The organism is Nocardia sp. Tas62D01 (genome assembly GCF_055232035.1).
On record NZ_JBUYUZ010000001.1, the window covers coordinates 6337841 to 6351127 of the forward strand.

Sequence of the window (13287 nt, forward strand, 5' to 3'; positions counted from 1 at the left end):
AGGTCGAAGGGAACGGATGGACTCCGAGGCGGTACGTTCCCGGCAGTTCGACCAGATGGTAGAGCTACCTACAGCACGATTTCCGACGGCCAAACCTTGCCGAGGTGCACGAAATGGGACCTATCGGTACCTGAACTCGGCCGCACGGCTAATTCACATCGTAGCCCTGACTCGCAACCTCGAGTCCGTATTTGCAGGTGGTATCACCGGTGGCGTTCTGTCGTACCCGGCCTTGAACGACCGGGTGTCGGGAAGGACGAAGGTCTTCTCCTTTCGAGGACAACAGGCGCTATCGATCGGGTAGTCGACCGGCGCATTGTGTTGATATGAATTCCGAGTCCGAACACAGTGCTCGTCGGACTTCATCACCGCGGCAAAGGACTGCACGTTCGTACGGCGGCGGTGGCCATTTGGACAACGTGCCGGAACATCGCAGGCGACTCGCTCTCCATGTCGCCGAAATCGACGATGCCACGCGTTGTTGATCGCGACGGCCAATGGCCCGAACGCGGCTTCGGCATCGTCGAGTACGCGCCGCCACTAGGCTCCGTCGGTCACGTCGAGGCGCCGGAGGCCAAGCGCCGCCGCGCGGGATTCACCTTGTTGATCGAGGATGTCGGTTACCACGACGCCGGCGCCGGATTTGGCGAGCGTGCACGCTATCGCCGCTCCGACGCCGCGGGCCGCGTCCGTGACGACGGCGCTGTGCCCATGGAGATCACACCCAGGGAGATCGGACATGGTGACCAGATCCTTCGAGGTTGGTGCTCTCCGGCTTCCGCACCGACGCCGCATCGGGGATGGCCGAAGGTCATGATCCGCAGGGCCTTCCGCTTCGATCTGCGGGTCGGGCCTGGTTGGCCGTAGACGCCCGAAGTCCCGCCGGTAGAGGCCGTCTTGCCCTTACCGATGCGGTGCGCCGGTGAGAGTGTGAAGTCAAACGAACGGAGGACGACATGGACCACGGACTGCCCGACGATAACACCGTCAAAACAGCGCTGGCGCTCGCGGTGCGGGCGCCTTCGGTGCACAATGTCCAGCCCTGGCGGTGGCGGATCGCTGACCGATCCGTGCATCTCGACCTGGATCCGACTCGAGCACTGCCGTACACCGATCCCGATCAACGCGATCTGGTGCTCAGCTGTGGTGCCGAACTGCATCATCTGTGCGCCGCCTTCGCGGCGCTCGGCTGGTCGGCGGTGGTGCATCGGCTGCCGAATCCCGCAGACCCGAATCACCTGGCCGCGATCGAGCTCGTGCCGCATCGGCCGACTCCGCTGGACGTCGCCCTGAGCGCAGCGATATCGCAGCGGCGTACCGACCGCAGACACTACAGCTCGTGGCCTATCCCGCCCGGATACCTCGGGCTGGTGACCGAGCGCGCGGCCGCATTGGGCACAATCGTGCGCCAGGCCGCTGATCTCTCGCGCGATCACCTGGTCGAGGCGATACGTGACGCGGCGGCCAGGCATGCGACGGATCCGGACTACCAGTTCGAGCTGGCCAACTGGAGTGGCAGGCACAGCACCGCGGACGGTGTCCCGGCCAGGAACACCCCCAGCCCGCGCGCGGAGGACGAACTGCCTGCCCGGGTCTTCGCCGCGCCGCAGCTCACCGATACTGCGCAGGAGCCCGACTACGCCGAACTGCTCGTGCTCGGCACGTCGGCCGACGACCAAATGTCACGGCTGCGCGCGGGCGAGGCAATGAGCGCGGTGTTGTTGACCGCCACCAATGTCGGCCTGGCGACCTGCCCGCTGACCGAGCCGCTGGAGATCCCGGAGGTGCGTCGCAAGGTCCGCCTCGGCGTGCTCGACGACAACGCCTACCCCCAAGTAGTCATCCGGATAGGTTGGGCGCCGACCAGCGCGCCGCCGCTGCCGGCCACCCCTCGCCGTGCGATCGAGGACTTGGTGGATCCGTTCGAGCCGGCACATCGACACTGACATACGGATCCCCGACTCGCCCCAGGCCGGGCGCACAGGGCCGCGGCCGCCACGGCCCACCGGATGGAACATCGAGTCGCGAAGCAACTCGTCGAGCGCGCGGTAGGCGGCTCGGATTCCGTGGTTGACCTACTTCTTCGGTATCAGACCCGGTGCTTCTTCGGTACAGACCCGGTGCGCGATGCGGTCGAGTTCGGTGTGTGCGAGGCGTTCGGCCCAGGCACGGGCGCGGTCCAGCTCACCCGCAGTGACCGGCCCGGTCATGCCATCGACCAGGAAATCCGCCGGATCGTCGACGAGCTGATAACCCAGGTGCCGCAGGCGTTTTCCGGCCGCGTGCGCCGCTGATCCGGGCAGCCAGGGCGGTCTGCCGACCTGGTGCCGAACGCTACGGCTCTGCTGCCCTCGGGAACCGGGAGCGCTGCGTCGAGCCACTCCCGGATGCCGACGTCGACCGCGATCGGCGTAACGGTCCGCTCGGCGGCGTCGTGGCGGGTCCGTTTCCTGCTCAGCCCGAAGGCGTGGGTCGGTCCGCCGACCACGAGCAGATCCACCGACGGCTAGGGTACTTCCGCCGCGGCAGCGACATTCAGCAGCTCCACCGTGGAGTGCTCACGCAGCCCCCGCGCGATGGCCTCGGCGACGGCGGCGGTGTTACCGAACATCGATTCGTAGACGATCCGCGCCCGCATCTCGGTCTCCTCCATGCCGTCTACCTGCGGAAACTCTGTGAGCATCGATGCTACGTTCGGGCGCGCGCACCGAACAGTGCCGAACCGACGTGGGCGGCGAGACCTTCGTCCTCCGGTCCGCCGCGCGGTGGATCAGCGAAATGGCCATGCCGCAGGAGCGCGGCGCCGAGCAATAGCACCGCCACCCCGAACAGCACGCAGATCGGTTGCAGGTCAACTGGTCTCCCCGATCACCGCCAGTTGCACCGTGTGGCACTGGGCGACGAGTGCGCTCGCCGCAGCGGTGCTGGTCGGACTGCTGCTGCGGGCCTGACGTGTGCCGCGCGTCCCAGGACCGCTGCTGGCGGTGCTGCTTATGCCACCGGCGTGGTGGCGGTGTTCTCGTTGCCGCGGACGATGTCGCGAAGCTGATCCTGCCCGCGGTCGGTATCGCGCTTGTCTGCTTCTCCGGCAATGTCCTCACCACAAGGGCTTTCGCGGTGCGCCACGGCGAGCACGCCGAGGCCAACACCGAACTCACCGCGCTCGGCGCTACGAATGCGACAGCCGGGATACTGCACGGATTCCCGGTCAGCTGCAGCAGCAGTCAGACGACGATCGCGGATGCCATGGGGCGCGTACACAGTTGTATTTCGTTGTGATGCTGGGTGGGTTCTGCTGGTGCTAGTCGGCGCCCGTGGTGTGCTCGCGGCCTTTCCCGCGGCAGCCGCTGGGTGCGCTGGTCATCTACGCCGCTCTGCGCCTGATCGAGGTGAGCGAGTTCCGGCGGATCACCCGATTCCGGCGCGCAGCGAACTGATACCGGAGCGGCGGCGCTAGGAGGCGGTGTGGCCGGGCGTCGGAAGATTCGGGGCGCAAACGGCTTCCACGAACTCGCCGACCTGCTGCTCGGGTAGGTGGCGCGCGAGATCGGCCTCGGTGATGATCCCGGCGAGCAGACCCTTAGCGGTCACGGGGAGTCGCCGAATCTGGAACTCGGTCATGTGCGCGAGAACGTCGCCGATATCGGTGCTGACGTCGACGGTGTGCAGTTGATCTGCACCCTGGGTGAGTTCGCCCGCGGTGGTCGTTGTGGGATTCAACCCGACGCCGACGACCTTCACCGCGATGTCGCGGTCGGTCACGATGCCGACGGGATGCCCTTCGCCGTCACAGACGGGAAGCGCGCCAATACCGAGCTGGCGCATACGCTGGGCGGCGAAGTCCATGGTGTCACGCACGCCGATGCACTCGACATCGGGGCGCATGATGGTTTCCGCAGTGGTCATAGTGAGTCTCCTCAGTGGACGGCCGGTTGCTGCTCGACCATCATTCGACGAACTCCTGCGGCGACGACAGGGGAGAAGGTCACCGCGTCTCGGGATCTTCGCGTGGGGCCCGGGGACGGCGGTGGTCAGTGCTGCGCCGCTATCTCATCGCCACAGCGGCACACGTGTGCTCTCGGCTCCGCAGTGCGCCAGCGGGCTGCTCTCGGCACAGGCGAATACCAGGTTTCAGGTTGCGCCGTACAGAATCCAGCTAGGTGCTTTGCCGATCTCCGAGGTGGGCGGGGCATCTGCTGTGCCGACGCCACGACGGTGATCTGGCTGACGTGCTGCCCGCAGAGAGCGGGGCCGGCGGTAGGTCCGCGGAAGTCCGACCGTGAACGATTCCAGCACATACGACGAGCGGTGCCGAATGGCTGCCGGGGTGAGGGCTTTGTCTTCTGTGACGCCCGGCGCACCGGCGGAACCATGAAGTCCATGACCTGGGAAAGCCGTCGGTCGGAGAGGGCGGCCATGATCGGTCGAATTGACGCCCCGCACGCGGAGTGAGGTGCTGAGTCATGGGATTTGTCATCGAGTCGATCGAGGCGGCGAAGCGCTGGGGTATGCGATGGCGCTCCTACCAGGAGGTGGTACTGGCGTCGATTATCGCCGTGCTTGTCGCCGGGGGACTGGCTGCGTGGTTGCTCGGCTGGCGGGCAGCCGATCTGCTGTGGCTTGCGGCCGTGGCCGTCGCCGTGGTTCCTGCCCTGATGTGGGTGGCGGCGGATCTGCGTAGAGGACGATACGGCGCCGATCTGCTTGCACTGGTGGCCCTCGTCGGGGCGGCCTCCGTCGGCGAATACTTCGCGGGCGCGCTGATCGCTCTGATGGTCGCGACGGGGCGAGTGCTGGAAGCCTACGCGGGCCGCCGGGCCGGTCACGACCTCACGGAGCTGTTGCGGCGAGCACCCGTCCAGGCGCATCTACAGCGGGCCGGTGGCATCGAGACGGTTGCGGCGGCGGTGGTGTCAACCGGTGACACGGTGGTCGTCCTGTCCGGTGAAACCGTTCCCGTCGATGGCGTTCTCGTCATGGAGGGTGTGTTCGACGAGTCGGCATTGACAGGAGAGCCGGTGCCCGTGGTTCGCAAGGCCGGTACGGATGTTCGCAGTGGTGTGGTGAACGCGGGTGGTGCGGTCGATATCCGGGCTCGAGCCAGCGCTGCCGAGAGCACCTACGCCGGGATCGTGACGTTGGCGGGGCAGGCGGCCGCGGCGGCGGCCCCGGTGGTGCGGCTTGCCGATCGGGTCGCGGTGTGGTTCCTGCCCGTCGCGCTGGCCGTTGCGGGCGCGGCATGGGTCATCACAGGCGACGCCGTCCGTGCGGTCGCGGTGGTGGTCACCGCGACTCCGTGCCCGCTGCTGCTGGCTGTCCCGGTAGCGATCACCGCCGGGATGTCGCGGTCGGCGCGGGCTGGGGTGGTCCTGAAAAACGGCGCCGCGCTCGAAACGCTCGGCCGCGCGGTCTGTCTCGCGATGGACAAGACCGGCACCGTGACCGTCGGCCGACCCGAGGTGATCGATGTCGTCGCCGCGCCGGACGCCGACGTGGCCGCCGCGTTGCGGCAGGCCGCCGGTGTCGAACAGTACTCGGCGCATGTGCTGGCCGCGGCAGTTATTGCTGCGGCGGCGACGCGCGGGCTGGAACCCGATGTCGCGGAAAGTGTTTCGGAGCGACCCGGCCGGGGAACCAGGGGCCGAGTCGAGGGCCGCTGGGTGAGTGTGGGCCGATTGCCGGAGAACGCCGAGCCTTCCCCGTGGGCCGATGTCGCGTTGCGCCGCGCCCGTTTGGACCTGGCGAGCGTGATCTGGGTGTCGGTCGACGACGAGCCTGTCGCTGCCCTGCTGGTGCGAGATCGCATTCGCACGGACGCCGCCCGCACCATGCGGAGGTTGCGTGCCGCGGGCCTGCACAGGCTGCTCATGCTCACCGGTGACCGGGTCGACAACGCGACAGAGGTGGCACGCATGCTCGGTCTCACCGAGGTGCTCGCCGACGCCGACCCGGCCGACAAGATCGCGGCCATCCACACCGAACGTCGCAGCGGTGTGACGGTGATGGTCGGCGACGGCGTGAACGACGCTCCCGCGCTGGCTGCGGCAGACGTCGGTATCGCGCTGGGCTCGCGCGGGTCGACCGCTGCGGTGCAGGCCGCCGACGCGGTGATCGTCGACGACCGGATCGATCGGCTCGCCGATGCCGTCGACATCGCCCAGCGTGCGCACCGGTTGGCGGTGCAGAGCGCTGTGGCCGGAATGGTGCTGTCGCTGTGCGCCATGGTCGCGGCGGCCTTCGGCTTGCTGGTGCCGGCAGTGGGCGCGTTGGTCCAGGAGGGCATCGACGTCGCGGTGATCTTGAACGCGTTGCGGGCGTTACGGGTGGGGCGAGGTCGGGATACCGCATCGATCGACCCGCTCGTGGCCCGTTTCGCGCGCGAGCACGAGGGGCTGTATGCCGCACGAGCGTCGGTACGCGATGCGGCCGACGCGTTGGGAGACGGGCCGGGACCGATCGCCGACGCCGCGGTCCGCGGAGCGTTCGATCTGCTCACCGAGCACGTCGCGCCTCACGAGCACGCCGAGGAAGCCGAGCTGTATCCCGCCCTATCGGACTACCTGGAGGATCCCGAAGCGATGGTCACGATGAGCCGGGAGCACACCGAGATCGAGCGTCTGGTCGACCGGCTCCGCCGCCATCTCGACGACGCCCCGCACGGCATCGCCGCCGATCAGGTGCCGGACCTGCGCGCGACGCTATACGGACTCGACGCCATTCTCACGCTGCACTTCGCCCAGGAGGACGAGGCCTTGTTCACCTTGGCACACGCCAACGCCGCGCCGCGCGAGTGATCGCGCGCCGCGTTGTCGGCAGGGAGGGCAGCGGGCCTACTCCCGGTGTTCGGTGAACACGTCGACCAGCGGCCTGCGTGGGGTCGGCGTAGGTTCGTCGGCGTCCGGCGCCGTACCGACGCGCAGAAGCACCTGCGGGAGTCCGACGCGCGGGACCAAGTTGGCCAGCAGCTTGCGGCCCGAGGGCACCTCGGTGATGTGGGTGAGCGCACAGGTGGCCAGGCCGGCGGCGGTGCACTCGAGCAGGACAGCCGACAACGCTTCTCCCGTGTGCACCCACTGCTGCGGGGAATCGCCGTTCGAGCTCAAGAGCGCGATGCGGGCGCGGTCCTGGATATGGTCGCGCCGCATCGAGTGCGGCACCGACGGGAACGTACGTCCGACGCCGACCCGGGCGAATTCGGCCTCGGAGATCAGCGACGACGGAGGAATTCCCTCCGGCATACCGGCATGCCCTGTCCACCAATGCAATTCGGACTGATACAGCATGTCGTAGCGGCGCAAGGCCGTGGACTGCTCCGAGGCGGTCACCAGCCGGGACCTGACGCTCTCGTCGAGGACGTCGAGTTCGATGTCGTGTGGCGACACCAGTCCTCGCAATGCGGGCACGAGATCGTCCCAGCCGTCAGGTTGGAGCATCGGAAGCCGGTCGGTGTAGCGGTGGTCGATCGCGCCGGCGCGAGCGCGCACCCCCGCAGGCGGGTCAGGCCACGGACGGAACTCAATGGCCGCTAGGTGCCGCGGTTGCCCGAGATCAGGCAGGTGCACGGTGTCGGTATGCCAGTTGTAGGCGGCGAAGACGGTTCGCACGTGATGCAGCACGGCCCCACAGCTGATCATGAGCTGGCGCCCGTGCGGGTCCATCGACAATTGCCGGTCGGTATCGCTGTAGAGGTGCAACCGGGCGCCGTCGAACACCCAGCGCCACGGCTGGGTGTTGTGCACCGACGGCGCGCGGCAGGCGAGTCGCATCGCTGCCAGCATCGTCGGATGGTCCGGCACCTCTGTGACGGCGGAGGTGTCTCTGGCGGTCATATCAGTCAGTGTCGTCGGCGTGGTGGCAGCTCCGAAACAGCCATTGCGCACGTTCTGGCGGGACCTCCGGCCCTGTTCTCGCGGCGTCCGGAACCACAGGCCCAACGTCCCGCGGACCGAGTGCCTTCGCACCTGTCGCCGCGTCCATGGCCGATCGAGAATGGGAGGTAGCGGCCGTGGCCGACCAGGCACCGGCGTCCACGACGTCGAGATGGAAGATCCGCGATGACCGAACTGAACCCATTGGACTCCGGATTCATGGAGTTGGAGGACACCGATCGGCATGTGAGTGTCGGGATCGGTGCGGTGGCGATCGTCGCCGGATCACCACCGCCACCCCGCGCGGAGTTCGCGGCGGGGTTGGCGAAACGGCTGGCGGTGGATGCCAGGCTCCGGCAGAAGGTACGGACCACCCCGTGGGACCTCTCCGCACCCGTCTGGGTGGACGACCCGAAATTCGATCTGGCGCACCATCTCCGATGGATGGCATTGCCGGAACCCGGCGACGAGACGGCACTATGTGAGCTGATCGCGGAGGTAATGGAGGAACGACTCGACCGCGACCACCCACTATGGCAATGCGTGGTCGTCGAGCAGCTTGCCGGAGATCGCTGGGCGATGATCGTGAAAGCCCACCACAGCATGGTTGATGGGGTCTCGGGAATCTCCCTGTTCGAACGTCTGTGCGATCCATGTCCTGGCAACGCCACGGCGCCCCGCACGGCCCCGGCCGACAGTTCGTTCGACTGGCGCGCTCTGGTGGTGAATACGCTGCGGCTTCCGGTGGATGCGCCACGGATCGTGGCCCACACCGTGCGCGCCGTTGTTCCGCTGGCACTTTCCGCCGTGCGGCCCGCCCCTGTGTCGTCCTTGAACGGCCCCATCGGACGGCAACGTCGGTACGCCGTGGCACGGACGTCGCTGTCGGCGGTCCGGGAGATCGGCGCGGTATTCGGCGCGACCGTCAACGATGTGGCCTTGGCCGCCGTGACATCGGCCTTCCGGTTGACATTGTTGCGGCGCGGCGAGGAACCCACCGCGGACAAGGTGCGGATCCTGGCCCCGGTTTCGGTACGTTCATCGCACGCAAAATTCCTGCTGGACAACCGGATTTCGCTCATACTGCCGGTACTCCCGATCGAAATGAGCGACCCGGTCGGGCAGCTGATCGCGATACACGAGCGGATGTCCAAGCACAAGGCCGACGGTGAGGCGTCGGCGGCGAGCACGATACTTGCGCTGGCCGATCGGCTGCCCTTCGCGCCGATCGCGTGGACTTTCCGGCTGGTGTCTCGATTCCCGCAGCACGGCATCGCCGCCTTGGCGACGAACGTGCCTGGGCCCCGGCGTCGGTTGTATCTGTACGGCCGGGAGGTGCTGGAAATCCTGGCCTATGTTCCGATCGCGATGCGGCTACGCACCGGCATCGCCATTCTGAGCTACAGCGACCAGCTGACATTCGGGATCACCGGCGATTTCGACACCACACCCGATATCGCCGTGCTTGCCGAGGAGATCGAGCAGGCCATCGACCGACTCCTCGACCACGCCCGTGCGACGGGGAGCCGGCCATGAACCAACCGCCGCATGTCGAGTGACCGGCTCACTGCGGACTCGATCCCATGCGTCGAGGACGATCGCCCTCACGTGACGGGTCGCGCGCGGCAACTTGATCAACTCGGCTTGGGTAGCAATTTGCTCCCCCTGCACTCTGCCCGGCGATCAACGCCGACTGGACAGCGATCAACGGCGCCGGGCGCTCCCTGTTCGACAATCGTGCGGCCGCCGGTGTCGATGGTGACTGCCCTGGTGGCCACGATGTCGGGTGCAGGCAGCATTGTCGCCGGGCACTCGTCAGGGACGGCGCCCCATGCGAGGCACCGCTGCGCACATTCCGAAGGCGCGGCTCCAAACCGTCACCGCCGCACCGATACTCGTCATCACCGCGGTAGCCATGGCCGGTCTGGCGATCGCTTACCCTGACCGCGTTGTCGGTCCCATCGGGATCAGCGGGACTTCACGACGGTGAAGATGTCCATGACCGGTCTGCGAGGAGTGGGCGGGATCATGTCGCCGTCATCGGGTGCGGTCCCGACACGGATCAGCACTTGCGGCGTTCCCGAGCGGGGGATCAGGCTGGTGAGCAGTTTCCGGCCCGTCGGGAGTTCGGTGATATGGGTCAGCGCACAGGTCGCCAGACCGGCCACGGTGCATTCCAGCAGTACGGCCGACAGTGCCTCGCCAGTATGCAGCCAGCGTGTCACCGAGTCGCCGTCGGTGCTCAGCACAAGCAGCCGTGAGCGGTCTTCGAGCTGCGCGCGGCGCGTCGAATGCGGGCTGGAAGGGAAGACACGTCCGACACCGACTCGCGCGAATTCCGCGTCGGACACCAGCGCGGTCGGCGGCACCCCCTCAGGAGTCTCGGGATGCCCGGCCCACCACTCCAATTCGGTCTGATAAAGCAGGTCGTCGTGGCGCAGGGCGCCGGCCTGCGCCGATGCGGCCGCAAGCCGCGGCCGGGCACTCTCGTCGAGCGCACTGAGTTCCACCTCGTGCGGCTCGCTGAGCATGCGTAGCCGGGGCAGGATGTCGGCGAAGCCCTCCGGTTCGGCCATCGGCAGCCGGTCGGTGCGCCGCTGGTCGATGGCGAGCGCACGGGTGCGGACATCGGCGGGCGGGTCCGGCCACGGCCGGAATTCGATCGCCGCCAGATGATCGGGTCGTTGCGAATCGGGCGCGCGGGTGGTGTCAGTGTGCCAGCCCCGAACGGCGAACACGGTCCGTACATGGTGCAGTACGGCGCCACAGCTGATAACCAGCTGGCGGCCGAGAGGGTCGGTCGAGGGCAGCAGCCGGTCGGCATCGGTGTACAGGTGCAGGCGAGTGCCGTCGAACACCCAGCGCCACGGCTGTGTGTTGTGCAGCGACGGCGCTCGGGCAGCGAGCCGCAGCGCCGCCAGGATCGTCGGGTGATCGGGTACCGAAACGGCAGGTGCGTTGTCGTTGGCGGTCATACTTCAAGTCTTCTCGGTGCGGGGAGCTGCGGATACGGGACTTCCGTCCGCGGGGCGGGGTCCTTGGTCACCCCGGGTGGCCGGTGCTGCAGAACGACCCGCTCGGTTCGCCGCTTGGTGTCGAGCAGCATCTTCCGTTCCATCAGCAGACTGCCCGGTTCGATCATGAGCGGGTTGAATAGGCAAGCGAGCGCCGACGCGTTCGTGAGCGCGATGCGATTGCGGCTCGCCAGCCGGCTGGCTCTACCCATCGGGGACAGGCCGAACGCCCATACCCAGCGGACGTCCTCGGAAGCGAAAACCAAGGCACGTTCGGGCTCGACAACCGCGATGCCCTGATGACGTCCTACTCCTGTTCCAGGTTCACCGTGCGGAGGCGGTAGGAGCGCGATACCCCACCACGGCAGCCGGATCGCGAGAACGATGAAGACGACAGTGGCGGGGTACACCAGGCTCGCGCCGCCGAATACGAGCGAGGGTATTAATGCTTGCAAGGGCGGGGCGAAAGACCCAGTTCCGCTGGGATCACTACGTCTGTCCGGTGGCTTCGGGCATGTCGAGGATCTCGGTGAGCGGCCGGCGTGGTGTAGCCGGACCGTTCTGCTCCGATTCGGGCGCGATGCCGACCCGGATCAGGGCCTGTGGCAGGCTGGAGTGCCCGGTCAGCTCGCGGACGGCGGCGCGGCTGCGCGGTATTTCGGTCAGATGGGTCAGGGGACATGTCGCGAACCCGGCGAGCGTGCATTCGAGCAGCACGGTGGACAGCACCTCGCCGCAGCGCACCAGGTCGTCCGGTGTATCGCTGTCGGTGGACAGGACGAGAATCACCGAGTGGTCGTCGGTGATCTCGCTGCGTCGGGGTTCCCCGGTGGTCGTGGGGAACTGGCGGCCTACGGTCACTCGCTGCCGTTCCTCTGGGGAGATCAGGGCTTCCCTGGGGACACCGGTGTCGGCGACGGTGTGCCCCGTCCACCACTGCAATTCGGCGTGGTACTCGGAGTCGTAGCGGCGTAAGGACGCGGTCATCTCTGAGGCGCGGGCCAGCGCGGGTCGGCTGTCGTCCCGCAAGACGTCGAGGGCGGCGTCGGCCGGATCGAAGGTGGTCCGCAGCACGGATTCGAAGTCGGACCAGTAGGCCGGCGCCGCGAATGGCAGCCGGTCGGTGTGCCGCCGCAGAATGGCGTCGGCGCGAGCGCGGTCGCCATGGGTCACGATCTGGGCCGGTTGGAAGGTGATGTTGGCCAGGTGATCGCGGCGGTTGGGGTCAGGGAAGCGGGTGACGAGGATCCGCCAGCCTGCCGCGGCCATGGCTGCGTGCAGATGATTCAAGGCGATACCGCAGCTGATCAGCATCTGCCTGCCGGAGGTGTCCGTCGCCGGGAGCCTACGCTCGGGCACGGCGAACAGGCGTAGCGCTCGGCCGTCGAATGTCCAGTGCCAGGGCTGGCTGTTGTGCAGCGACGGCGCCCGGCCCGCGAGCAGTACGGCCTTCTCGATGGTTTCACCGGTCGGTAGCTGATTCATATCACTGACGGTAGGTGCTGGACTCCGGTGCCGGAGGAGTCGTTGGTCCCCATCTCGGCGCTCGTGGTCCCCATGTCGGGCGCCTACGCTTGTGTCGGGGGTTCAGGACCTGGTTGGCCCGATGTTCTCGGGACCTTGTCGACAAGATCGGATCGTGCGCGCGGCAATGAGGTTGCCGACCCCGCGTCCAGTGTGGGTGTCCTGAGACGGGAACAGCCGGTCGTAGCTGGACAGGCTCATGCGGCCACGCAACCCGATTGCCTCGGCGAGCAAGGCTGTGGCGATGCGCCGGGCCGACGCCGCGGGTGTGGCTTGGGCGAAGAAGATCCGACCGGACTGGGATACTTCGAGCGCGGCCGGAATGTCCCTGGCGCGGGCGGCTTTTAGGTACGCCAATGCATCCGGCATGGCGGTGTCTTTGTCGAAGTCGGCAGCGATCCACCAGCAGGTGTCGGGGTCCGGGTAGAAAACGGCCAGGATTGAACGCTAAGCGCATTCATACTGGTCGAGGGATTGGGATCATTTGCCGCCGCGGTTGCCCGGGGGTGGCAGCAGCGGCTCGAGCAGCGCCCACTCGGGGTCGGTCAGCGACGAGGATGGGTAGAACGGGCATTCCGGCGAGGTGATCGGGGACTCGCCGTGGGCCGGGCACAACGAACACGAGCAGGTAAGCGACACTGGCACAGGGACTCTCGGTGACGACGTTTTGGTATGGAAACCTCAGTCGTACCGGGAGTCCCTCTACATATCTGGCATCACACGCCGAACAGCTACCGAGTTCTCAGATGCGCTCTGAGATGTCCTGTGAGTGGACACCGTTCATGAGGTGGATCCCACCGTTTGAGTCGGCGTGCGTAGGGTGGAACGGCGTTGGAGCGAGAGGGGATCCACATACCGTGGCGGTTGATTCGGATGCGGAG

General features: G+C 67.3%; 14 protein-coding genes. 6 read left to right on the forward strand and 8 right to left on the reverse strand.

The genetic code is table 11. The features are described 5' to 3' along the window. Nucleotides 1-468 precede the first annotated feature (468 nt). From ACV7NQ_RS30220 to ACV7NQ_RS30230, 3 genes are all read left to right on the forward strand, one after another. Nucleotides 469-867 (forward strand): hypothetical protein, encoded by a 399-nt coding sequence (locus ACV7NQ_RS30220; RefSeq protein WP_463362698.1) that lies wholly within the window; start codon nucleotides 469-471, stop codon nucleotides 865-867. Between the two features lie 89 nt (nucleotides 868-956). Further along, a complete protein-coding gene (locus ACV7NQ_RS30225) occupies nucleotides 957-1946 on the forward strand; it encodes an Acg family FMN-binding oxidoreductase (protein WP_463362699.1) in 990 nt (329 codons plus the stop codon). Nucleotides 1947-2009: 63 nt separating this feature from the next. Next, complete coding sequence (locus ACV7NQ_RS30230; protein ID WP_463362700.1) at nucleotides 2010-2294, forward strand: hypothetical protein; 285 nt, start codon at nucleotides 2010-2012, stop codon at nucleotides 2292-2294. Nucleotides 2295-2506: 212 nt separating this feature from the next. Here the strand turns inward: ACV7NQ_RS30230 and ACV7NQ_RS30235 are convergent, their stop codons facing one another. Then, complete coding sequence (locus ACV7NQ_RS30235; RefSeq protein ID WP_463362701.1) at nucleotides 2507-2683, reverse strand: hypothetical protein; 177 nt, start codon at nucleotides 2681-2683, stop codon at nucleotides 2507-2509. Nucleotides 2684-2952: 269 nt separating this feature from the next. On the opposite strand from ACV7NQ_RS30235, the gene ACV7NQ_RS30240 reads away from it, so the two are divergent. Further along, nucleotides 2953-3279: a SulP family inorganic anion transporter gene (locus ACV7NQ_RS30240; protein WP_463362702.1), complete on the forward strand. Its 327-nt coding sequence runs from the start codon at nucleotides 2953-2955 to the stop codon at nucleotides 3277-3279. Between the two features lie 174 nt (nucleotides 3280-3453). Here ACV7NQ_RS30240 and ACV7NQ_RS30245 read toward each other — a convergent pair whose 3' ends face one another. Continuing rightward, nucleotides 3454-3906, reverse strand: a complete 453-nt coding sequence (locus ACV7NQ_RS30245; RefSeq protein ID WP_463362703.1) for a CBS domain-containing protein — start codon at nucleotides 3904-3906, stop codon at nucleotides 3454-3456. A gap of 557 nt (nucleotides 3907-4463) precedes the next feature. Between ACV7NQ_RS30245 and ACV7NQ_RS30250 the strand changes: the two genes are divergently transcribed. Then, nucleotides 4464-6794 carry a heavy metal translocating P-type ATPase gene (locus ACV7NQ_RS30250; protein WP_463362704.1) on the forward strand — a complete coding sequence of 777 codons (2331 nt, stop codon included), beginning with the start codon at nucleotides 4464-4466 and terminating at the stop codon, nucleotides 6792-6794. Nucleotides 6795-6830: 36 nt separating this feature from the next. Here the strand turns inward: ACV7NQ_RS30250 and ACV7NQ_RS30255 are convergent, their stop codons facing one another. After that, nucleotides 6831-7829 (reverse strand): Acg family FMN-binding oxidoreductase, encoded by a 999-nt coding sequence (locus ACV7NQ_RS30255; RefSeq protein ID WP_463362705.1) that lies wholly within the window; start codon nucleotides 7827-7829, stop codon nucleotides 6831-6833. 225 nt (nucleotides 7830-8054) lie between these two features. On the opposite strand from ACV7NQ_RS30255, the gene ACV7NQ_RS30260 reads away from it, so the two are divergent. Next, nucleotides 8055-9404, forward strand: a complete 1350-nt coding sequence (locus ACV7NQ_RS30260) for a wax ester/triacylglycerol synthase family O-acyltransferase (RefSeq protein WP_463362706.1) — start codon at nucleotides 8055-8057, stop codon at nucleotides 9402-9404. A gap of 431 nt (nucleotides 9405-9835) precedes the next feature. Here ACV7NQ_RS30260 and ACV7NQ_RS30265 read toward each other — a convergent pair whose 3' ends face one another. The 5 genes from ACV7NQ_RS30265 to ACV7NQ_RS30285 all read right to left on the reverse strand — a co-directional run bounded on the left by ACV7NQ_RS30265 (nucleotide 9836) and on the right by ACV7NQ_RS30285 (nucleotide 13051). Further along, entirely contained in the window at nucleotides 9836-10843 is a 1008-nt protein-coding gene (locus tag ACV7NQ_RS30265; RefSeq protein ID WP_463362707.1) for an Acg family FMN-binding oxidoreductase, read from the reverse strand. Then, the gene (locus ACV7NQ_RS30270) at nucleotides 10840-11337 is read right to left on the reverse strand and encodes a hypothetical protein (RefSeq protein ID WP_463362708.1); all 498 of its coding nucleotides are present in this window, start codon (nucleotides 11335-11337) and stop codon (nucleotides 10840-10842) included. Before ACV7NQ_RS30270 ends, ACV7NQ_RS30265 begins: the two co-directional genes overlap by 4 nt. A 34-nt stretch (nucleotides 11338-11371) precedes the next feature. Continuing rightward, entirely contained in the window at nucleotides 11372-12367 is a 996-nt protein-coding gene (locus ACV7NQ_RS30275) for an Acg family FMN-binding oxidoreductase (RefSeq protein WP_463362709.1), read from the reverse strand. A 102-nt stretch (nucleotides 12368-12469) separates the two neighbouring features. After that, nucleotides 12470-12847 (reverse strand): TOTE conflict system archaeo-eukaryotic primase domain-containing protein, encoded by a 378-nt coding sequence (locus ACV7NQ_RS30280; RefSeq protein WP_463365875.1) that lies wholly within the window; start codon nucleotides 12845-12847, stop codon nucleotides 12470-12472. A gap of 39 nt (nucleotides 12848-12886) precedes the next feature. Further along, the gene (locus ACV7NQ_RS30285; protein ID WP_463362710.1) at nucleotides 12887-13051 is read right to left on the reverse strand and encodes a hypothetical protein; all 165 of its coding nucleotides are present in this window, start codon (nucleotides 13049-13051) and stop codon (nucleotides 12887-12889) included. Between the last annotated feature and the right edge of the window lie 236 nt (nucleotides 13052-13287).